At 56.2% G+C, this 22012-nt stretch carries 15 protein-coding genes and 1 pseudogene; 6 read left to right on the top strand and 10 right to left on the bottom strand.

The features are described from left to right. Positions 1 to 110 precede the first annotated feature (110 nt). Positions 111 to 1025: a polysaccharide deacetylase family protein gene (locus R8871_RS04885; protein WP_175049303.1), complete on the bottom strand. Its 915-nt coding sequence runs from the start codon at positions 1023 to 1025 to the stop codon at positions 111 to 113. A gap of 564 nt (positions 1026 to 1589) precedes the next feature. On the opposite strand from R8871_RS04885, the gene R8871_RS04890 reads away from it, so the two are divergent. From R8871_RS04890 to R8871_RS04900, 3 genes are all read left to right on the top strand, one after another. Then, entirely contained in the window at positions 1590 to 3845 is a 2256-nt protein-coding gene (locus R8871_RS04890) for a polysaccharide biosynthesis tyrosine autokinase (protein ID WP_175049987.1), read from the top strand. Positions 3846 to 3920: 75 nt separating this feature from the next. After that, positions 3921 to 5180 carry a lipopolysaccharide biosynthesis protein gene (locus R8871_RS04895; protein ID WP_175049304.1) on the top strand — a complete coding sequence of 420 codons (1260 nt, stop codon included), beginning with the start codon at positions 3921 to 3923 and terminating at the stop codon, positions 5178 to 5180. Positions 5181 to 5264: 84 nt separating this feature from the next. Next, on the top strand, positions 5265 to 6359 hold the full coding sequence (locus R8871_RS04900; protein WP_175049305.1) for an LTA synthase family protein: 1095 nt from the start codon (positions 5265 to 5267) through the stop codon (positions 6357 to 6359). Between the two features lie 13 nt (positions 6360 to 6372). Here the strand turns inward: R8871_RS04900 and R8871_RS04905 are convergent, their stop codons facing one another. The 4 genes and pseudogenes from R8871_RS04905 to alr form a co-directional block, all read right to left on the bottom strand. Next, a complete protein-coding gene (locus tag R8871_RS04905) occupies positions 6373 to 7479 on the bottom strand; it encodes a glycosyltransferase (RefSeq protein ID WP_175049306.1) in 1107 nt (368 codons plus the stop codon). Between the two features lie 98 nt (positions 7480 to 7577). After that, positions 7578 to 8174 (bottom strand): annotated as a pseudogene (locus R8871_RS04910) (sugar transferase); the annotation flags it as partial. A 688-nt stretch (positions 8175 to 8862) separates the two neighbouring features. Continuing rightward, positions 8863 to 10797, bottom strand: coding sequence for a putative bifunctional diguanylate cyclase/phosphodiesterase (locus tag R8871_RS04915; protein WP_175049308.1), 1935 nt, complete (start codon positions 10795 to 10797; stop codon positions 8863 to 8865). A 245-nt stretch (positions 10798 to 11042) separates the two neighbouring features. Beyond that, the gene (gene alr / locus R8871_RS04920; protein WP_175049309.1) at positions 11043 to 12110 is read right to left on the bottom strand and encodes an alanine racemase; all 1068 of its coding nucleotides are present in this window, start codon (positions 12108 to 12110) and stop codon (positions 11043 to 11045) included. A 335-nt stretch (positions 12111 to 12445) separates the two neighbouring features. On the opposite strand from alr, the gene R8871_RS04925 reads away from it, so the two are divergent. Together R8871_RS04925 and modA are read left to right on the top strand one after the other, a co-directional pair. Further along, entirely contained in the window at positions 12446 to 14572 is a 2127-nt protein-coding gene (locus R8871_RS04925) for a TonB-dependent receptor (protein ID WP_217468880.1), read from the top strand. 14 nt (positions 14573 to 14586) lie between these two features. Beyond that, positions 14587 to 15411 (top strand): molybdate ABC transporter substrate-binding protein, encoded by an 825-nt coding sequence (modA, locus tag R8871_RS04930; protein WP_175049310.1) that lies wholly within the window; start codon positions 14587 to 14589, stop codon positions 15409 to 15411. Positions 15412 to 15531: 120 nt separating this feature from the next. Here modA and R8871_RS04935 read toward each other — a convergent pair whose 3' ends face one another. Then, positions 15532 to 16410 (bottom strand): pirin family protein, encoded by an 879-nt coding sequence (locus tag R8871_RS04935; protein ID WP_175049311.1) that lies wholly within the window; start codon positions 16408 to 16410, stop codon positions 15532 to 15534. Between the two features lie 120 nt (positions 16411 to 16530). Further along, positions 16531 to 17259: an isochorismatase family protein gene (locus tag R8871_RS04940; protein ID WP_175049312.1), complete on the bottom strand. Its 729-nt coding sequence runs from the start codon at positions 17257 to 17259 to the stop codon at positions 16531 to 16533. 194 nt (positions 17260 to 17453) lie between these two features. On the opposite strand from R8871_RS04940, the gene R8871_RS04945 reads away from it, so the two are divergent. After that, entirely contained in the window at positions 17454 to 18371 is a 918-nt protein-coding gene (locus R8871_RS04945) for a LysR substrate-binding domain-containing protein (RefSeq protein ID WP_175049313.1), read from the top strand. 63 nt (positions 18372 to 18434) lie between these two features. Here R8871_RS04945 and R8871_RS04950 read toward each other — a convergent pair whose 3' ends face one another. The 3 genes from R8871_RS04950 to R8871_RS04960 all read right to left on the bottom strand — a co-directional run bounded on the left by R8871_RS04950 (position 18435) and on the right by R8871_RS04960 (position 21974). Beyond that, on the bottom strand, positions 18435 to 18788 hold the full coding sequence (locus R8871_RS04950; protein ID WP_175049314.1) for a hypothetical protein: 354 nt from the start codon (positions 18786 to 18788) through the stop codon (positions 18435 to 18437). A gap of 33 nt (positions 18789 to 18821) precedes the next feature. Next, positions 18822 to 20537, bottom strand: coding sequence for a methyl-accepting chemotaxis protein (locus tag R8871_RS04955; RefSeq protein ID WP_217468881.1), 1716 nt, complete (start codon positions 20535 to 20537; stop codon positions 18822 to 18824). A gap of 213 nt (positions 20538 to 20750) precedes the next feature. Beyond that, positions 20751 to 21974, bottom strand: a complete 1224-nt coding sequence (locus tag R8871_RS04960) for a helix-turn-helix domain-containing protein (RefSeq protein ID WP_246287389.1) — start codon at positions 21972 to 21974, stop codon at positions 20751 to 20753. Positions 21975 to 22012: the final 38 nt, after the last annotated feature.

Consider the following 22012-nt stretch of genomic DNA (forward strand, 5'->3'; position numbering starts at 1 on the left):
ACCTTCGCGGGAAACCAGCGTTATCGATGCGGCAGAGTGGCGAACCGGTCCGAGCGACTTTCCATCAGTGGGCCGCAATCAGAAGCACCCCACATGGACTGGTGCTGCGATCATTGCGCCTGCTTCAATGACCCGGGTTTGTTGAAGAGACGCGCCCCAAGACGCCGGACGCGTCCCAACCGCAAATAGCGCGGCATGAGTGTCAGGCCCGTTAGCTGCACGGCAAACCATGGCACGGAGGAATCGTCCTCAATGTCGAATGCCTTAAGCCGAAACGGGTCGCTTCGTTCGTCGTTCCAGCCGACATCCGTCGTGCGTCCTGTTTTGTATCCTGCGGCTTTCAGAATGGCGACTTCGCGCGAACCGTAAATTCCGTACGGGTAGGCGAAATGCTCACACGGCCTGCCGATCAGCCGCTCAACCTCCGCCTTGGATCCGATCAATTCTTCGGCGCACTCTTCGTCCTCACAACACGTCAGCGTCGGATGAAAGCGCGTGTGAGACTGGAAGTCGACAAAGGGGCGCATCGCCTGAATCTGTTCGCTGCTAAGCCCGCTCACTTTCGCTTCGCCGTTCAATTGATCCTGATAAAAACCTTTCGCGTTCAATTCAGCCAGGCGCTCACCATTTCTCATACGGATAAGCCGCTTCACGCCCGCGTCCTTGGCAATCGGATGTAGCCACCAGTGCGTACGTTCGTGCGCCACGATGCTGCTGCAAATATAGATAGTTGGATGCACGCCATGTTTGATGAATACCGGAAGCAACTCTGCATTGCCTGCATGTCCATCATCGAATGTAATCGCAGCACGTGGGCGACCATTTCCAGGCGCACTAATCTGTGACAAGGGAATGAAATCGACTTTGTCTTTAAGGTATTGAAGATGAGCGTCGAGCGTAGCGGGCGTAGGATCGTGATACAGCAATATCGCGGCTCGATCACGCCAAAACATCGCCCGAATTGCCATCGCCACACCGGTGAAGAGCAAAACACGCGTGAGTAGTTCACGCATCAGAGATTTCATGTGTATGCCTCTTTTCCAAGCGTCTCATTCGATTGTGCCGTTGTCGGAAAAGACGCGAATGTGCGTTAGCGAACAGAGACGGGACCAGGCTCTATTTAGACCACACTATCTGTTGGATACCTAATTTAATTTTTTGCTCGACGATAAATCTATGCTACGGTAATCAGGGTTCCAGTGGTGTTCTCGCAAACACTCTGCAAAGCGAATCGCGCAATCATCCTAAGTAACTTGCAATAGTTTCTTGACTGATGAATCTGAATGGGAAGTTCCTGCGTAAGTAGTTGCGGACACACTCTTATTTCAGTTTTCTGCATAGGCGGAAATAGAAAGAGAGCTTGTCCGATATACGCTTCCCTTTAGTTCTGGTACGCCATTTTTTGCATTGAGTATCCGCCAAACCCGGCCAAAGTTCTGCAATCCGGAATTCAGCGTGTTTCGACGCGCCGATTTGGACAGACGGTGTTCATCAAGACTGAACGCCTTCCCCTCTCTTCAGAAGACACACGTTCGACACAATCTGCGCGCCGCGTCCCAATATTTCGTATACCGAATCATGGAGTTTCGATGAATCAGAGCGCTCCTCTCGCGAAAGTTGCTGTGCAGCGAAATGACGATGTCAGCCTTTCCCGCTATATCGACGTATTGATAGCGAACCGTTGGCTGGTGGGGGCCATCGCCGCAAGCGTGCTCGCACTCGGCGCAGCCTACGCGTTTATCGCGCCCCCTGTGTACCAGGCCGACATCCTCGTACAGGTTGAAGACGCTGTTCCAACCTCGAATCCGAAGAGCCCGCTAGGCGACGTCTCCAGCATGTTCGACGTGAAGACGGAACCCACGGCGGAAATGGAAATCCTCCAGTCACGCATGGTGGTCGGAAAAGCCGTCGACAACCTCGGACTGGACTTGAGCGCCAATCCAAAGCGCTTTCCCCTGATCGGAGAATGGTTGGGCAGACAGGCCAAAAGCCTTTCCGATCCTGGACTATTTGGGTTGGGTGGCTACGCGTGGGGTAATGAGCAGATCAAGGTTTCGAGCTTCAGCGTCCCTGAGGAACTGGAAGGTGAAAAGTTTACGCTGACCCTGTTGGGCGAGGGCCGCTATCAGCTCGAACAGTCTGACCTTGCCAGCCCGATCGAAGGTCACGTTGGCGACACGCTAACTTCAAAGCAGGCCGACGGCACGATCACGCTGCGAGTCGATGCCGTGGAGGCAAAACCAGGCACCGAGTTCGTGCTCGTAAAGGAATCGCGGCAGAAGACGCTGGAGAACTTGCAAAACAAACTCAGCATTGCCCAAAAGGGGAAAGATAGCGGCGTAATCGGCGCCTCGCTAACGGGTACAGATCGGCTGTTGACCGCCGCCATACTGAATCAGATCGGCGCCGAGTATGTCGACCAGAACCTCAAACGCAAAGCCGCTGAGGCCGAAAAGTCTCTCGCATTTCTGAGCGACTTGCTGCCGCAACTCAAAGGCGATCTCGAGCGCGCGGAACAGCGCTACAACGCGATGCGAAACAAGCGCGGCATGTTCAATCTCAGCGAACAGGGCAAGGCCTACCTCGACGAAAGCGTCGCGCTGCAACGTAGCTTGCTCGAACTGAAGCAGAAGCGGGCGGAGCTGGTTCAGCTCTATACCCCGGAGCATCCGAATGTCGAGGCGGTCGACGGGCAAATTGCCTTGATGACAAGCAAGATCGACAGCCTCTCCCAGCAAGTGAAGGCACTTCCGGATCTGGAGCAAACTGCTCTACGCCTGACCCGTGACGTGAATGTCGACAACGATCTGTATGTCGGCATGCTCAATAACATGCAGCAACTTAAGCTGGTGCGGGCCGGCAAAGTAGGAACGGTGCGGCTGATCGATAGCGCGCTTGTGCCGAAGGATCCCGTCAAGCCGAACAAGCTGCTGGTGCTGATCTATGCCGCGGCGGCTGGGTTGATTCTGGGCGCCGGGGCAGCATTCGCTCGCACAGCGCTCTACAGAGGCGTGACCGATCCGCACGAAATCGAGGAACAAACGGGACTCAACGTCTACGCGACGGTGCCACTGTCACTCGCAAAAGTGACGCGGATAGGAAAGGGAGCGAGTCGACTCTCGCAAGACCCGTTTCTATTGGCAAGCCAGTTCCCTCGCGATCCCTCCATTGAGAGCCTCCGCGGACTCAGAACAGCGCTGCACTTCGCGATGCTGGAAGCCGGCGACAATCGCGTATTGTTGACCGGACCCACAGACCAGGTCGGCAAGTCCTTTCTTTCGGCCAATCTTGCGGCCGTCATGTCGACAGCCGGAAAGCGCGTGCTCCTGATCGACGCCGATTTTCGCAAGGGTCATCTCGATCAGTATTTCGGCGTGAGCTCGCAACCCGGTCTGGCCGACTATCTTGCGTCCGATGCGACGCTTGACGATATCGTTAGACACGACGTGGTGCCGGGCCTCGACTTCGTTCCGCGCGGAACGACTCCATCCAACCCGGCCGAACTTTTACTCGGCGAACGCATGGAGCATTTCCTCTCGATAGGTCACGAGTACGACATCGTGCTGATCGATACGCCACCCGTGCTTGCCGTTTCCGACGCGACCGCACTGGCCCATTGCTGCGGCACCGTGCTTCTGGTCACTCGCTTCGAAGCGACCTCCATTGACGAAGTGATGGAGGCCACCAAGCAACTGAAGCAGGCGAACGCCCAGGTAAAAGGCGTCATTTTCAACGGGTTCAACGCGAGCACGTATCGCTACAGCCTGGGCTCGCGTGCGGGTCTGAATCGGAACGCCTCCTATCTCTATGCGTTGCCCGCGGGTGACGAGTCCCATAAGACCTGACGTGAAACCGAAACGAGGCACCGTCACCGTAAAAATCGCTGAACATTCCAACCGGCCTCCGGCGCAAAGACAATTGTGAATATCAAGCACTCGTTCGTCAGTGTCGTTGGTGTTGTACTAAGCCAGGCACTGAATTTTGTTTCAATACTATTAATTGGGAAGTACTGCGGTCCGACGGATCTAGGCTACTTCAGCCAGCTCACTGCCAGCGGGCTCTTTATCGGATCGGTGATCGGCTTGCGCCTGGAGGTTGCATGCATGGCATCGGAGAAGGCGCTTGCCGTCCGCGCGATGGTCAGCTCCGGCGTCATCGCTTTTGCAATCGGACTCGTGCTTGTCGTGGGCGCGCTCCTCGGCGGCCGGCAAGAATACGCTCCGGCGATCGCACTTGCGCTGGGCGTCTTTCTGCAGCAAGCCTTGTGCGCGGCGCTCACCAGCGAAAGAAAGTATACAAAGATCGCAACCATCCGATTCTTTCCAAACGCGGCTTTTGCGGTCTATTTTGTCTGCCTGATGGCATTCTCAAAGAAGGAGTGTACGGGCACCAACGTATTTAACATTTACAGCTGGATCTTCCTGACTTCGACGTTGGTGCCCGCCGCCATCTACATTTTCCGCGCACGGGGGCTGATCCCGGCCAGGTTCTTGAGTCTTTCCGCGATCCAGATACAGTACGCAAAATTTGGCTTGCCCACGACCACCCTGAATTCGTTCGTGATCTATGCGTCGGCGATCGTCATGCCGCTCATCTTCGATCACCGTGACGCCGGAATTTTTGCTTTGGCTTATCGCGTGGGCTATTTCCCAGCCTCCCTGTTATCGCAAAGCCTTGGAGCGGTGTTCCGCCGGGATCTGATTGACTTTTTTGACGGGAAAGGAAGGCGCGGGGAGCAGAATCCGTCGAAGACATTTTTTGTCACGCTGACGTTCATCAGCGTCGCGCTTGTTGCGGCGTGCTATGCAGGGTTGAGTTTGATCATTACGCTGAAGATGGGGGACGAATGGAAACCTTCGATGTCCGTGTACTTCATTCTGGTTCCGTACTTCCTCGCAATGGCAATCTACGGCTCCATGGCGCAGATCTTTATCGTGCTGAATCAGCAGAAAATTGACCTGATCATCCAAACCACGAACGCGGCCCTGATCTTTCTGGTGTTCGCCACCGCCCATTTTCTGAAGGTCGGTTTCATGGAGACAGTGTCGCTTCTCAGCATCTCGGGAGCAATTGTTGCCAGCATCGGTACCTATCAGGCGATCAGGATAGGAAAAGGACCGGAAGAAAAACGCATCCTGACCGCCGGCCCGAATGAAGGAGCCAGCGATGTCAGAGCCTGAAGCATTGCCGGCCGGCAACCGGCATTCCTCCGCAAGCCGACGCACAACCGGAAGGAGCGCGGTACAGCCGTTCGAGGAGCAAAAATGCGCATTGTGAAAATACCTGGCCTGATCGGCACCAATGCGAGCGCCGGCGTTTCAGCCGCAGTCTGGTTCGTCGTGTTTGTCGCGCTCTACGCAGTCTCGGCGACACATGAGACATCTCTGCCGGCGCGCTTCCTGTTCGACGAAGTGGTGATATTCGACCGCATGAAAACCGTCGCTGGTTTTCGTGCCTTTGGAGACTCTTTCGACAATCTCGCGTGGGTATTCAATTTTTTTGGACTTGGAAATTTTTCCATATCGCTGATCGGTTTCCTCACGTCGACATTGGGTCTGTTCTTTGCAATCTGGCGATCCAACGTGAGTTCATTGAAGCCCCTTGAGTTCTTCCTGGTAGTCTTCTGGCTCATCAACCAGACTGTCTACATCGGCGTCCCTTCGAAAGAGTTGATCATCTCGCTGCTGGTGTTGTTTGTCTTTATTTTCAGCACTTCGCGAGCCGTGATCCTTGCGTTCATATTTTCTGCGGTACTGGTCGCCATTTTCTTCAGGTCTTACTGGGGCATCACGCTGGTCGCAACCACAATCCTGTACCTCGGACCCAATGGCTTGAGGAAACCAGCGTCTCTGGTTTTTTTCGCACTCAGTTTATTTGTCGTCGTGGCCTTTCTGTTCGCAAAGGTCTACGGCGAGTCGCTGGATTTTGCAAGGCTGAATGCCAATGAGTGGAGAGATCCGAACGAGGTAGGTTCGATCATTGTCCAGTTCATTCCCGGTGACGGCATCTTCGTTGGCGTTGCGAACGTTGCGATAACGCTGGCAACCTTTATTCTGCCGCTTCGGTTGATTCTATCGGGTGCGCTCATGCAGACGATCGGCGGCATCGGCGTTTTTTTTACTTTTTCCCTCCTTCTGCTCCGATACCGCGTGGCCTCAACCCTATTTCCTGTAGGTAGATTTGAGAAGCTATGCTTCTGCTTTCTTGTCTGTTTCATCTCGACCCAAGCCATTTTTGAACCTGACTATGGATCGTTTCTTAGACACCTTTCGCCGGTGTCGCCGATGATCATGTATCTGGTTCTCCGGCTGAAATCACTTCGCGAGCAGGGAGAGGAGCCCGTTTTAGCAGTCCCCTGAATTTCCGTTGCGTTCAAGCCGGCACCCGCTGACGGATACCTTTTAATTTCGCCGCATAGAGCAACGCCACATTGTTGAAGAAGCGGTCCTCGCTAAACCGGTCGCGCGCTTCCTCGCGAGCCTGGCGCGTTAGTGCGTTTCGGAAGACGTCGTCGTCCATGATTCTTTTGAGGAGCATTCTGGCTTCCAGAGCGGAATGATAGATCGCGCCGGTCGAACCATGACGAACGGTATCGATGTTTCCAGGGCAGTCGGAGGCCACCACCGGTGTGCCGAGCGTCATGGCCTCGATGACGGAAATCGGCATGCCCTCCCAGGAGGCCGTCGACAGAAAGATATCCGCCTGTGCAACAGCATCAATAACTTCCGTTCGCGCTAGCCATCCCGTTACTCGCACACCCGCTTCCTCCAGCATTCTTTTAAGATCGGGATCGCCGTCGCCGATCCATACGAACTCAGTGCCGTCCTGGTTAAACGAGCTAGCAATCTCCGCAAACAGCCGGGGATTTTTTTGCACACGAATGCCGCCTACCGTCACAATTCGTTGCATCGTCTTCGAATGCGATCTGTCCGAATTCCAATCGCGACGCGCTGTCACAGTTCGATCCACCGCGTTTTCGATTAGCACCGCAGGCCGTCCGAGGTAGCGCTGGATTGCCGCGCACTCGCTCTCCGAGCAACCCACATAGGTGCAACTCTTCACGCACGCCAACAGTTCCAGCGCAGCGAAGCAATATCGTTTCATACGGCCGACGTCCCGTCGAATGAAGGAAATGCAATGAGGGCTATATAGAAACGCAGTTGAAGGCAGGCAGAACAACGTAGATAGCCGGCCCAGAAATCCTGCGAACGACGAGTGCAGATGAACAATGTCGGGCCGCAACTCGATAAGCTTTCGGCGCAAGCCCAGCAGTGTGCTCGCCAACGAAGGCCCTTTCATCTGTAGATTCAGTAAGACGACGTCTGGGTGAAACAGGGCATGCAGGTTCTGTGGCGTTTCATCTCTTGCGGAATAAATCACCTGGACTTCGTGACCTTCCGCAGCCAGACGATTGGCGATCGTGCATACCACCGCAAGCGTTCCTGTGGCAGTCGATTCGATTACGTGGACTACTCTCATGATTTATTCTGTCTGAAAAAGGAGTGCGCTACATGGCGACCATGTCAAATTCAATGGAGGAGATCTGCAACCGAAGACATGGATTGAATGCGGACGGCTTAGTACGCCCCGTCTTTTTCCAGCACTACTTTGACGGTCTTCAAGAGAATCGTGACGTCGAGCGCCAACGAGCGGTTCATGGCATAGCAAACATCCAGTGAGACACGGGTCGGGTAATCTACGTTGTTTCTACCGCTGATCTGCCACAGACCTGTGATTCCGGGCTTCAGCATCAGGTAATAACTCACATCGGGTCCGTACCGTGCCAGTTCCTGGCGGACAACCGGACGCGGCCCCACAAGGCTCATATCGCCGCGCAACACATTCCAGAGCTGGGGAAGTTCATCAAGACTTGTTCGCCTCAGAATGCGTCCTATCGGTGTGATGCGAATATCGTTTTTAAGCTTGAAATCGCGGTTCCATTCCTCACGAGCCTGTGGATCGGTGGCCAGCAATTTTTCAAGTACCTGATCTGCGTTCCTGACCATCGAACGGAATTTCAGACACAGGAAAGTCCTCCCTCCCCGACCGATTCTCGGATGCCCGAATACGATGCTTCCCCGGTCACTCATGACAGCGATCGCGATGACAATCAGAATCGGAAACAGTACGACAAGCAGCGTGGAAGCTCCGCAGACATCGACCGTTCTCTTTAAGAAATCTCCCCACCATCCAGAGAATGAGTTTGCATTCTTCGGAACGGTGTCATTGGAGGCGGCTTGCTGCGAGGATACGTCGATGCGCGAGTCTCCTAACTTCGGATCCGTGCGAACTTGGGAATCGGACATGCAAACTCCTTTAGATGCGGGCATCATTTGACACGATGCCAGCGTGCAGCACGTACGCGGCGTCTTTCGATTTCAAATCCGATTGGTATGGAACGCGATGGCTCTTGCGATAAGCATCGCCCGCATCGCTGTGACTTCAAGACGAGGGTAGCACCCCCTTGCGCACGCCGAATACTTCAATAGCGCGCTCAGACGCCATCGTACAGTCGGATCACGACACGTTGGCAGAGATGGGGAATTGAGCTGGAATCTTGCCGAGATTGAAGAAAAATATCTCGAAGAATGTGAACATACCAGGTCAAAAAAGATACATGTCTTTCAAATCGTCAATTCGTTTGAAGAGCACTGACCATTGCAGAGTCCTAAACGTTTTGACATTTGAAACCGAGAGTGCAGACAGGCCTTTCGTCGGACATTTGATGAGCTGTCTGACGCGACGACAACAAGCTGTCACACGTTGAACCTGATGATTTGATTGCGAGCCTTGCGAGTGCAAGTTTGGTGCATTAGACGTGACTGATTACCGACTCGATCGTATGTCGGTCAAAAAAACCGTTCACTCCTTATCCGCGGAATGCGCAGCAATTCTTTTTTCGAGGTGCGCAATTTCTTCACTCCGGACCGGTTTGCCCAGTAGAAAACCCTGAGCGTGCGTGCATCCGCAGACGCGCACGAAATTCAACTGCTCCTGCGTCTCGATGCCTTCCGCCGTGGTGGGCATGCCGATCTCTCGTGCTAACGCCACAATCCCGCGAACCACGGCCGCGGATTCGCGTCGATGCACGGACTCTTTTACGAACGAACTGTCAATCTTGAGCTTGTCGAATGAGAAGCGCACGAGCGTCGACATGGTTGAGAATCCGGTGCCGAAATCGTCGAGTGCGAGACCGATTCCCAATGCCCGAAGCTTCTCGACGTTGTGCCGCGTGACGATATCGTCGCTCAACAACACCGTCTCCGTGACTTCGATATTCAGGCGCGCGGGCGGCAATCCGGTTTTCGCGAGGATCGCAGCGACCGTGGACGCGAACGATTCCTCCCGCAATTGCACCGGCGAAACATTCACGGCGACACTCACTGCATCGCGCCACGTGGCAGCTTCCGTGCACGATTGCAGCAGCGCCCATTCGCCGAGTGCGAGGATGAGGCCCGTACGCTCGGCCGTCGGAATAAATGCGGAAGGAGAGAGTTCACCGCGCGTCGGGTGTGTCCAGCGAAGCAGCGCTTCGCGGCCGGAAATCGTATCGTCGGCGAGATCGACGATCGGCTGGTACTCCATGCGCAGATCGCTGTAAGACTGCATCGCGCCTTCCAGATCGCTTCGCAGGAGGCTCAAACTTTCGTCGGATGCGTGCCTGACGGCGTCGAAGATAGAGAAGGCGCTTTTGCCGCTGCGTTTGACGGCATACAACGCGCGGTCCGCGCAGATCAGCAACTGCGGTCCTGTCTTTGCGTGCTCCGGATAGAGCGAGACGCCCACGCTCGCACCGATATGCACCAACGCTTCGCTGAGTGTGAAAGGTCGTGCGAGCGTTTTGACGATACGGTCTGCCAGCAAATGGACATCGCGGGTCAATGCCGTGCCATCGGTAATGGCGACGAACTCGTCGCCGGCGAGGCGTCCGACCAGATCTCCGGCAGGCAGTACTTCACGCAATCGAATCGCCGCTTCCTGAAGGATCTGATCGCCCGCGGCGTGACCCAGGCTGTCATTGATCGCCTTGAACCCGTCGAGGTCGATCAGTAGAACCGCGAACCGATGATTCAGCCGTAACGAGCCTGCCGCCGTGCGTTCCAGCAGAAGCTCGGTAATACGAGCGCGGTTAGGCAGGCCAGTGAGACTATCCTGGTGAGCCAGCCGATGACTGCTCTCGCGCGCCAGCAGTAATGCAACGGTGTCGCGATTGCTGCGTAATGCCACGGTAAAGAAACCCGCCGCGCAAAACGGCGCCTGAAACAGCAGCACGAGCTTGCCGGAGCCGGGAGAAAGCGCCGCCCCGCAACCCAACAGCCCGAGAATGAATGAAATCTGGAGAAGCACCAGCCGGGGTGTGCCTGCGTTGCGCCCGGCTAATCCGCCGATCACGCCCACGGCGCAAACGTTGCCGAGCAGAAAAAGTGTCTGATTTCCGCTGATATTGCACAAAAAAGTGCCATAGCCGAACAGGGCCGCCCAGAGAAGACTGGCAAACAGAAAAGCTGAAGTAGGAGTGGGCAGATTGCGGGCACTGCGCTCGCAGCACAACCAGATCAACGCGAGACGCGTTATCAGCAGCGCGACCACCGCGCCGCCCCACCACGCGTAAAGGGCCCTTGGATAAAGGTAGTACGCAGTTGCGCAGACACTGATTTCGCAGATCGACGCAAAGACAATCGACGCGGTTCGAGTGAACAGATTGGCAAGCAATATTTGCCGATTGTCGGCGCTCAGGTTCTGAGCGGAGGACACTACCCACTTGAAAAATGGAGACCTTGGTTCGCTGAAAGCCATGACCTGCGCATTTTTAATGGTTAATGGGTCGAATCGGACACGCCTCGCAATTATTACGTAAACACCCAATGTCCGTTACAACGCAATTGCGTTGGCTTATTGGACACGCTCATTGGGCATCCTCATTGGGCACCCTTATTGGACACCACTACGCCTATGCAACAGGCAATGCGGCGCCACTGCTCGTCCGAAGACGCGAGTATCCCTTACGAATTACATCGCGCCCCGGCGAGAGATGCGGTCGTTCAGACTACTTCTACAGGCACCCGTTTTGCCAAGGCGCACATCAGCTCGTACCCGATCGTCCCGGAAGCGTGAGCGACGTCATCGATTTTGACCTGTTCGCCCCACAGTTCGACCTTTGAACCGATCTGCGCATGCGGGCACGGTGTCAGATCGACAGTGAGCATATCCATCGAAACACGGCCCACTACCTGCGTCATGACGCCGTCGATCGAGATCGGTGTACCCGTCGACGCGTGACGAGGGTATCCGTCCGCATAACCGCATGCGACCACACCAATGCGCATCTCGCGGTTCGCGGCGAAGGCGCGACCGTACCCAACCGTTTCCTCCGCCAACAACGACTGCACACCGATCACTTCGCTCCTGAGTGTCATCGAGGCGCGCAAGCCCACGTCGTCGATATGGCGCGACTGGCCCGTAGGCGAACCGCCGTACAGCACGACACCTGGCCGCACCCAGTCACGATGCGCCTGGGGATGCCACAAAACGGCCGCTGAATTCGCCAGGCTCCGTTGACCCGGTATGTCTTGCGTCACCGCATCGAAACGATCCATCTGCCATGCCACGTCGCCGTCATCAGCATTCGCGAAATGGCTCATCAGCGTGATGTCCGCTATAGCCGCAATCGACCTGGCCTCCTCCCACGCGGCCCGGTACGCATCGGGTCGGAATCCGAGTCGGTTCATCCCGGAGTTCATCTTGAGATGCACCTTGACGCGCTCATGCGACGGCGACAGGCGCAACAGATCGAGTTGCTCACGGCAATGCACGGCCATGGAAAGATCGAACTGCTGGGCGATTTGCACATCGCCTGGCTTGAACACGCCCTCCAGAAGAAGGATCGGCTTGGTCCAACCCAACTCACGCACACGGACTGCTTCGTCGAGATCGAGCAGCGCGATACCGTCGGCATTCGCGAGTGCCGGGAAAATGCGGTCGATTCCGTGTCCGTATGCGTTGGCTTTGACCACGGCCCAAGCCCGCGATCGAGATGCCCGCTGCTTGACGATGGAGAGGTTGTGGCTGACTGCGGCCGGATGAATCTGAGCAACGATCGGGCGTGGCATAGGAGGCGTTGAGGGCTAGTTTGGAAAGGGAATGGATGCCCGTTGGTAAAGACTGGCGTTACGGCCTACAGGCAGCTTTTTCCGCTATCGTATCTAGCCATAACCAGTTTTTGTTACTGTATTGTTTGGATTTTTGGGTTTATCTATCGCCCCCTGTTGCCCCTCGAAATCCTCCCCGGCGGTTCTCGATGTTTGAGATCGGCGAGGCATGTTGATTTGCCGGCGCGCGGCTTTGGCCTGATTCCATCTATTACCGGCCGCTACTTGTTGAGGGCACACGTATCGCGCTATATATAGTTGGATACAACGACACAAAAGTAGATACCTCAAGGTCCATGACTCGCTCAATCAACGCCTTTCAGGCGCTCACGCTCGTATCCGCAGGGATGGGGGCGACGTTCTCAGCCCATGCTCAAGACGACGGAATTCAACTCACACCTGTCGTCATAACTGGAATATCACCCTCCTCATACCCGTCATATCAGATCGACCGAACGAAAGTTGGACCGCTCGGCGAGAAAGTGCTGCTCGATACGCCGTACTCAATTAGCGTCGTTCCCTCATCGCTCGCGGAGAATCAGCAACTGCAGAGCGTGCGCGAAGCGTTTCGCTTCATGCCGACGGTTCAGGGCGAAAATATCCGTCCGCAGACTCGAGGACTGCAAGCCGGGGTAGTCCAGAACACGCGGGTTGATGGCCTGAATATCGCGGCGACAACCGACTATCCAATCGAGCAATTCGAGCAGATTGAGGTTCTGAATGGTCTGGCCGGTGCGCTGTACGGCCCCGCCAGTCCCGCGGGCACATTCAACTATGTGCTCAAACGGCCTACCACCGAGCCATTGCGCGAGTTCACGTTCGGCTACGCCTCACGCCAGTCCTTGACTGAACATCTGGACCTCGGAGGACACTTCGGCAACGACGATCTCTTCGGGTATCGGTTGAATTTACTCAACCAGAATGGTGAGGGATATGTGGAGGGCAGTCGCCTTCGCAGACAACTTGCAAGCCTCGCGTTCGACGTTCGTTTCTCCCCGGATACGAGACTCGAGACCAATTTCAGCACGTACCACTATCTGTCGACCGGATTCCCAGGAACGTTTGCTTTAGCGCGCAACGTGCCCTTTCCCAGCGCGCCCGACCCTACACGTCCCGGCTACGGCCAATCGTGGGCTGGTGACGACAACGTCACCAACATGTTCAGCGCCACCTTGAAGCACGACTTCAACAAGGACTGGCACTTTAGCGCTGGTGTGTTGAGAGAGACGAACGACCGTGCGTCGACAGTGCCAACCAACACCATCACCAGCAAAACAGGCGCCTATACGACGACCACCGCGACAACCACGTACAGCCTGGATACGATCGTCAGCAACACGGTCGCATTGAATGGCCACACGGAGCTTGCAGGCTTGTCACACGACGTTTTCGTGTCGAACACCGGGTTCTTCTGGAATCGATACACGCCATTTCAGACAGGCGCGATTACGCTCGGCAACGCAAGCATCAACGATCCACTCTCTTTTGCAAAGCCTCCGCTGCCCGATTTCTCGAATCGATATCGGTCCGTCAACACGGTCCAGCAGTCGATTAGCGTTGGAGACACAATCGGATTCGACAAACACTGGTCAACGCTATTGGCCGCGAGTCAGAGCTGGATACACACTGAGAACTACAACAAGCAGGGCGCGACGACCAGCAAGTACAACGCGAACGGCATCAGCCCGACGGCCAGTCTGATGTTTAAGCCGCTAGACAATATGACGGCGTATCTGACGTACGCCGATAGTCTTCAACAGGGGGACAATGCCCCGGCTGGATCAGCCAATGCGGGAGAGAGCCTCGCTCCCTACCGAAGCAAGGAATGGGAACTGGGCTACAAAGTCGATGTGAGCCAAGTTACGCTCGGCGCGGCCCTTTACCGCATCGAGCGACCGTACGCGTATGTCGGCGCAAATAACGTGTTCGCCGAGCAAGGTCAACAAGTCAATCGCGGGCTTGAGCTCACCGCGACAGGCGCGGTGACAAGAGATCTCAACATCTTCACGGGGATCTCGCTTCTCGATCCCCGTCTATTCGACACTGGTTCGGCGTCTACCAGTGACAAACAGATCCTCGGGCTTTCGCGCGTCGTGTTCAATGCACTACTCGACTACTCCGTGCCGGCCGTTGCCGGTCTCGGGTTCAACATCAACATGAACTACGCAAGTCGTCGACCAGGCAACTATACGAACACGGACTATGTCGACGGCTATACCGTCTTCAATCTAGGCGCGCGCTACAGAACGAAAATTGCCGGCAAATCAGTGACGCTGCGCATTGCTATCGACAACATCACCAACCGCCAGTACTGGGCCAACATCACACCAAGTGGACAGAACGGCTACAGCGGCTCCGACAACGGCACAGGTACGCTTGGCGCCCCACGTACCGTCCGCGCTTCGCTACAAATCAATCTCTGAACAAGGACCGACATATGGTACTTCGCACTTTCCTTGCCGTCGTTCTCAGTAGCACCACGAGCATCGCCTGGGCGCAACAGGCGCCCGCCACACCGGTTGTCACCATCTATGCTGCGGGAAGCATGAGCGGTGCACTCGCCGCTATCACGCAACAATACACGAGGGAGTCTGGCCAGAAAGTCGATCTCGTTACAGGTCCAGCAGGTCTTCTACTGAACAGGATCGAGAATTCCGCCAGGGCAGACGTTTTCGTTTCCGCCAATATGGCGCATCCACAGCGCCTGACGACGGAAGGAAAGGCCGCGCCCACTGTCGTTTTTGCGAGGAATCGTGTTTGTGTTCAGGCTCGCCCGGACGTCGGCCTCACAACGGACAATCTGCTCGACAAACTGCTTGATCCGAACGTTAAGATCGGCACTTCAACACCCAAGGCGGACCCGGGCGGTGACTATGCATGGGAGTTGTTCGCGAAGGCTGACTCAGTGCACCCCGGAGCGAAGCCGATTCTGGAAGCGAAAGCACAGCAACTAGTTGGTGGCCCAGCAGCGCCGCAGGTTCCAGCGGGACAGAATCCCGTGAAATACTTTATGGCGACGCGGCGTGTCGACGTTTTCATTGGCTATTGCAGCTCTCACGAAACAAAGCCCGATTTGGACCTTGTGCAGGTCGAGCTCCCGGCCAATCTCAGCATCTCCGCCGACTATGGGATGACGGTTCTGGAACTGCCGCAGACCGCTGCCACCCGTAATGCCGCTTACCGGCTCGCCTTGTATCTGATGAGCCCTGAGGCACAGGACGTACTCACACGTTACGGGTTCACGCCGGTTGCGCGCCAATAGAATCTCCGCAAGCTGACGGGCCACGGCGTTCGCTTTTCGCCGGACGGCTCGTCAGCAGAGCGTCTTGGTTACGGTCAGCCACATCGATGTTCGTATCGCGATCGCTCGCTCCAGATCATTTCACGGCAACGTAACGAGTTGCCCAAATTCACCGTTCTGAAAAGCTCTGATGCGATCTTCGAGTTGTTCATTGGAGTTCATGACCAACGGCCCGTGCCTGGCAATCGGTTCATTCAAGGCTGAACCGGAAAGCATGACGAAGTGGCTGCCTTCGTCAGAGACAAGCCGAATCGCGACGCCGCTCTCCGTAGCGTCCTCATCCAAAGCGACACCAACTGCCTCTCCGGCCAGCAGATGTCGCACCTCGCCTCCAATCTCGATCCGCAACGTTCCTGAGACCGCATAAAACAATCCATTCCACCCGCGCATCAGCTCATGGTTGAATGCAGATGAAGGTGAAAGGAACGCATCCAGCAACGTGAATGGCTCGGGTAGTTGTGCAGAGTGAGCGGCGCTCACGCCATTGCTGCTGCCCGACACCACACGCACGCGAACACCGGTAGCCTTGAACTCCGGAATGTCACGCGGCTCCGCATGAACGGCATAGGGCGCGTTGAATTTCTTGCTGGCCGGCAGATTCACGAAGATCTGCAGCGCGTGAACATGTTGTTCCTCGCCTTCCGGCTGTTCGGTATGCACCGCTCCGCGCCCCGCGGCAAACCAGTGCAATGCGCCCGGATTGATCGGACCATGATTGCCCAGCGAATCGTAATTGACATGTGCCCCTATCGCGTCCTCGAACACGTAGGTCACCGCCGAAATTCCAGCATGCGGATGCGCGGCAAAGGTCGGACCAGTCATATGAAAATGATCGAGCATGACAACGGGATCGATCAACCCGTCGAACGATCGCTCATCGAAGCGCTTTGCCCAAAACGCTTCGCCAATGGTCACGTCGTGACCGGCAATGACATGCGACACGCGCACAAACTTGTCCATGGTGGTGTTCCGTCTTACCTTGGCATTCAGCCCCGAAGCTATCCAGGCCTGCATGTCTGGATAGCTTCGGGGTTGTTCAGACGAGGACGCAGTTCGCCCTCACCGGATCAGGTTGCTGCCTCACTTGCGCGAAGCGTTCTTGAGCTGCCACACGAGGTTGGCAAACGGCATGTCGAGATCGGCATACACCTGCTGCGCCTTCGGATCATCGTTACCCTGCAGCATTTCCACACCAGCCGTGGCGTAATCGGTCACCGGGATGCCGGCACCTGCCAGACGCTGCAGCCCAACCGTGCGCTTGGCATCGCTAAACGTACCCGATGCGTCGAGCACCACGCGGGGGTCGTAGCCCGCAGCCTTGAGCGACAGCGCCGGGAACGTGGCACACACTTCCAGAGAAACACCGGCGATCAGAATCTGTTTGCGGCCGGTCTTCTCGATCGCGGCGCGCACATTCGGATCGTCCCATGCATTGATCGAGGTGCGGCTGATCACCGGGACACCCGGAAGCGCGGCGGTCAGTTCAGGGATCGTGGGACCCCACATGCCGTCGGGCATCGTAGCGGTGACAATGACCGGGATGCCGAGCGTCTTCGCGGCTTTGGCGAGCGCCACGACGTTATGCTTGAGCTCACCGGTATCGATGTCGCGCACTCCGGTGAACAGGCCAACCTGGTGGTCGACCAGCACGAGCACCGTGTTGTCCCGCGACAGCAGCGAGTAAGGGGCGCCCGATGGAGCGACCGCGTTCGTCGCAGGCGCTGCGCTGGCCGTCTGGATGGTGCCGGCAGAAGTGGCGACGATAGCCAGGGGAAGAACAACAGCTTTCAGGAGATTAAGGATTTTCATGGTCTTGATTAACGTTGGCATTTGGGATGCGGCAACGACGTAGAACCGCCCTGCCGGACCGTCCGGTGCACATCTGCGCCGGGTTGAGATGAATCATATTTGCGCAACGACAATCGATAAATATGGTATTTCTCAACCTATCGTTTCCCACAGGAAACGATCAACACACCAACCCAACGAAAACCGGACGTCGGATGAACCCCGTATCCTCTGACCTGAACGACCTCTATCTCTTTGCTCAGGTGATCGAGCATCACGGCTTTACCGCGGCCGGAGAGGCGCTTGGCGTAAGCAAATCCCATATCTCCCGCCGGATCACCGATCTGGAAGCCAAGCTCGGCGTTCGGCTGCTTCACCGGACCTCACGCCGGCTTAGCCTGACCGACGCCGGCGAAGAGCTGTACGCCCATTGCCGGGCCATGATCGCCGAAGCGCAGGCCGGTGAGGAAGCGGTTCGGCGCCGGACCGCCGAGCCCTCTGGGCTGGTGCGGGCCAGCATGTCCGTCGCGATTACAGACATCGTGCTGGCCAGATTGCTGCCCCGTTTCATGTTGCGCTACCCGAAAGTGCGACTGGCCATCGAGGCAAGTAATCGACAGGTCGACCTTCTCGAAGAACATGTCGATGTGGTGATACGCGGCCTCGGTGTTGACGTGGAGCTTTCCAGCCTGGTCCAGGCCCCGCTGGGCACGGTGCGCTGGGGGTTAGTCGCAAGCCCCGTGTATCTGTCGGAGACCGGGACGATTGGTACGCCGGATGCGCTACCTCGCGGCGATCTGTTGATCTACGAGTCGATCAGCAGGCCGGCGACCGTATTGCGGCTGATCGGCGCGAATGGCGATGTTTCCACGCAGACGATTCAGCCCCGCCTGCAGAGCGACAACATCGCGGCGCTGAAGGAAGCCGCGTTGGCAGGAATGGGTATCGCGAGCCTGCCTCTCTATGCCTGCACGCGGGAGATCGAAATGGGAACTTTGAACCTTGTACTGCCGGAATTTCGTTCAAGGGAGGGACGATTGGCCGTGCTGTTTCCGACGCGGCGCGGAATGATGCCCGCGGTACGCGCCTTCGTCGATTTCCTGAAGGACGAATTGCCGCCGCTATTGGGTTAGTGCCAACGCGGTTCCTTCATCGTCGAAGGCGAAGGGCGAAGGCATGGTCCACAACCTCTCCATCTATCGAAGTGCGTTCAGATAGCGATTGACTTCCGTTAGGAGCGACGAGTGATACTTTTCCGGTAAGCATCGGTCGTCACTGAGGCCCATCAAATCTTCAATCCTGTCGCGGAACGAGGCGGCGATATCGGCCCGCATGGCATTGGGCAGGTGCGTCAGCACGGAAACCAGCAATTCGCCGATGACTGCGAGGCGCGCATCATGCTGAACAACCGTAATGCCATTGACCTTCGATAGCGCAGTGAGCGCGTTGAGTAACGCGCGGTCACTCTCTTTGCGGAATTGAACCGCCACGGCAAGTGGCGATTGTTCTGCCGATGCGTCGTCAGCCTGTTGCGCGTCGTCGTTCTGCATTTTGGAGTTGTTATACATAGGTTCGGGTTCAGGTCAGAAGGTTTGCCAGTCCGAGCCCGCAGTATCGACAGCGGCCATTACAGGTCTGTCGGACATAGTTGCAGGCGCAATCCTCGGCTTCGCAGGCTGTGCGCGACGCGTCGTTTGAACATTCGATGCAGGCAGTCGAGGCCTGGCCTGTGGCAGAACCACTCGCGGCTCACTATGCACAGCGCCCGCGGCCACCTCAAACACCGAGACTGCATCTTTCAGTCTGGTTGCCTGCTCCTCAAGTGACTTGGCACCGGCTGCCGCCTGCTCGACGAGCGCCGCGTTCTGTTGTGTGACTTCGTCCATCTGGCCGACTGCCTGATTCACCTGTTCAATGCCACGGCTCTGCTCTTCGGACGCTGCAGCGATCTCGCCGACAATATCGGAAACCTGCTTGATCGCCTGCTTGACCTGTCCCATGGTCGAACTGACTTCCACGGCTTGCATGGAGCCGTCCTGAATGGTTGCCACCGAGGAGCCGATCAATTCCTTGATCTCTTTCGCAGCAGCGGCAGAGCGCTGCGCCAGACTGCGAACTTCACTGGCGACGACAGCGAAACCGCGTCCCTGTTCGCCCGCACGTGCGGCCTCCACAGCCGCGTTCAACGCCAGAATGTTGGTCTGGAATGCAATGCCTTCAATGACACCGGTGATCTCCGAAATCTTGCTCGAACTCGCACTGATTTTCTCGATCGTTCCTACCATGCCTTGTACGGTCTCGTTGCCTGCGTCGGCTATGTCGGTAGCGCGCGTTGCCAGCGCATTGGCCTGGCGGGCATTGTCGGCATTCTGTTTTACCGTCTCGGTCAGCTGTGTCATGCTGGCTGCAGTTTCCTCCAGTGATGCAGCCTGTTGCCCGGTACGGGCCGCAAGGTCCGTGTTGCCGCTAGCGATTTCCCGCGACGCCACCGTGACCGATTCCGCGGATGTCTTGATCCCGTGAATCGTATCGCTCAACTGTTGATCCATTTTCTTGAGGGACGAGAGAAGTTGCCCGAACTCGTCTTGGGATTGGTTCGGGATGTCATTCCCGAGTTTCCCAGTTGCGATCCGCTCGGCAATGTTGACTGATATGTTCAACGGCACCAGGATCGCACGCAGCAAATAGATCAGGGCACCAGCAGCAAAAAGTACGGCACACGCGATCACGCCAAAAGAAATGTAGCGCGTAGTCACAACAGCAACTTGCTGTGCAGCGAAACGCGCCTGAGCCGTTGCGCGCAAATCCTGTTTCATTTTGGCGAGAATGCCGAAAACGTGATTCGCGTTGTCTTTGACTTCCAGCCTGTTCACTTCGGCACCGCCTTTCACATCCCCGGCCTCAATGCGCTCCACCTGATGCTTCATCCCGGCCTGCATTTTCTGGTAGGCGTCCTGTAGCCCCCTGACCACCTCCAGTTTTTCTCCATCGCGATGACTTGCCAGTTCGGTTATCACTTTGTCAACCTGACTAAACCGCTCTGCATTTTCCTGCTTCCATCCGGCGATTGAGGCAGGGTCCCCAATCGCGATCATCCGGAGAATGTTGATATCGGTTCTGGTAAGTAGTCCGTCGATCTCGCTAACGGACGCCGCATCAGAAAAATCCGCCCTGTACATCAATTCCAGTTCGTCCCCAGCGGCACTGAGGCGCATGAGAAAGAAGGCGCTCAAGGCGAGCGTGATGAGCACGAGGCCCGTGACAATGGCGATGAGCCGATTGCGAATGCTTAAGTTCACTGACTGTTCCTATCCGTAGCACGCGTAGCGCGAGTTGATGGTATTCCCCGCGCCAGCGGGAGCACATTGATCTCCACCAGAGCTTGCTGAAGAGCGCAACAAAACCTTCCGCTTGTTGGCGCGGGTTGTATAGGAAGTAACGGCAACGTATACGGGGTCTGAATAGCTAATCCTAGCCATGCGGGATGTGTTTTATCGCATCGGTTAGCCGCCTTAGGACGGAAACACGATAGATGACGTGTGCGGCAAATACGCTTTGTCGACACTGGTGTTGTGGCTCGCCTTAAGCACAGCGAGTCCAATGCCGGCGCGAGAATCGATCGCGAGTTTTTCAAGTATTCGGCCGACATGAATGCGCACAGTCCAGTAGCTTATCTTCAGGATGGCTGCTATCTGTTTGTCGGCCAAGCCCTTGAGCAGCAAGGGGCAAATTTCGCCTTCACGAAGAGTCAGATCAAAGTGCTGCTGAAACCATGACCCTGAACCGACCGTACGTGCCAACAGGTAAACCATGTACGCACGTCCCTTCTTGTGTTCATCGGCAGCGTACTCGACGCAAAGGTCGAAACCGTTCCATTGCGCGGCCACAGATGGGTCATACGGTATCTGGGATATCAGACGGCACAATGCCTCCCTTTCAGCCGGTTGCAGACCAGCCAGAAGCTTATGAGCCTTGTGATTGGGTTTCGGCTTTTCTGATTTCTGAACCAGGAAGCTAGCGTAATTTTCTACGGCGGTATCCGTCTGGGTGTTGGTGCGCGCCATGTGGCGCAATTGGTATTCGTTGATCAGGTAGGGACGCAGCATATTGAGCAAAGAGACTTCGCGCTCGCCGAAGCGCTTTTTCTGGTTGCTAGTCCAAAACCGATAGTTAAACTGAATCTGCCCGGCGTCGTGTGGGTACAGGTCAACGCCGGAGTACACCCGGTAACGTAAAAGAAAATCACTGAAATATTCCGTGTTACGGAACGTTCGACGATCGATCAAACTGTCGCTTGGAACCGCGTCTTCGCGTCCAATTAACAAGGGGGAAATTGGATCAAGAAACTGAAAATGCTGTTCGTATTCCACAGCCATGTGAGCGTCGCGGCCCCAGTGAGTGGCCTGTTCGAATTGGCCATTATGGCGACTCCAAACGGCGTGTCCGATGAAATCTGCGTGGAATAGAGACGCGAGTTTCTGAATGACGTCTGGGCGATCGATAAGATTCTCGCGCGAAGGCCTGCCGAGTAGTTCGACCAACTCAAGTACAAGACGAAGATCTTCAGCAGTAAAGTGCATCGTATGTAGAACGAGTGATTGATAACTCACCGATGGGACAGTATCCACATGGTCCCAGGCAGGAGAACGATCGGCGCTCACCGGCTTAAGCTGGTGAGCCACCCCGTTCGGGGACCGAGATGGCTTCAAGTAACAGGCGCGATTGATGTTCAACACGCTGAGCCGCTGCGGCACTTTCTTCCACCAATGCGGCG

Origin of the sequence: Paraburkholderia sediminicola (assembly GCF_902859805.1) — a bacterium.
In the GTDB taxonomy this organism is placed as follows: Bacteria; Pseudomonadota; Gammaproteobacteria; order Burkholderiales; family Burkholderiaceae; genus Paraburkholderia; species Paraburkholderia sediminicola.

Bases quoted from the DNA above. Each gene is read 5' to 3' on its own strand.
- R8871_RS04885 (WP_175049303.1), bottom strand. From the start codon at position 1,025: ATGAAATCTCTGATGCGTGAACTACTCACGCGTGTTTTGCTCTTCACC.
- R8871_RS04890 (WP_175049987.1), top strand. From the start codon at position 1,590: ATGAATCAGAGCGCTCCTCTCGCGAAAGTTGCTGTGCAGCGAAATGAC.
- R8871_RS04900 (WP_175049305.1), top strand. From the start codon at position 5,265: ATGCGCATTGTGAAAATACCTGGCCTGATCGGCACCAATGCGAGCGCC.
- R8871_RS04905 (WP_175049306.1), bottom strand. From the start codon at position 7,479: ATGAGAGTAGTCCACGTAATCGAATCGACTGCCACAGGAACGCTTGCG.
- R8871_RS04915 (WP_175049308.1), bottom strand. From the start codon at position 10,797: ATGGCTTTCAGCGAACCAAGGTCTCCATTTTTCAAGTGGGTAGTGTCC.
- alr (WP_175049309.1), bottom strand. From the start codon at position 12,110: ATGCCACGCCCGATCGTTGCTCAGATTCATCCGGCCGCAGTCAGCCAC.
- R8871_RS04925 (WP_217468880.1), top strand. From the start codon at position 12,446: ATGACTCGCTCAATCAACGCCTTTCAGGCGCTCACGCTCGTATCCGCA.
- modA (WP_175049310.1), top strand. From the start codon at position 14,587: ATGGTACTTCGCACTTTCCTTGCCGTCGTTCTCAGTAGCACCACGAGC.
- R8871_RS04935 (WP_175049311.1), bottom strand. From the start codon at position 16,410: ATGGACAAGTTTGTGCGCGTGTCGCATGTCATTGCCGGTCACGACGTG.
- R8871_RS04940 (WP_175049312.1), bottom strand. From the start codon at position 17,259: ATGAAAATCCTTAATCTCCTGAAAGCTGTTGTTCTTCCCCTGGCTATC.
- R8871_RS04945 (WP_175049313.1), top strand. From the start codon at position 17,454: ATGAACCCCGTATCCTCTGACCTGAACGACCTCTATCTCTTTGCTCAG.
- R8871_RS04950 (WP_175049314.1), bottom strand. From the start codon at position 18,788: ATGCAGAACGACGACGCGCAACAGGCTGACGACGCATCGGCAGAACAA.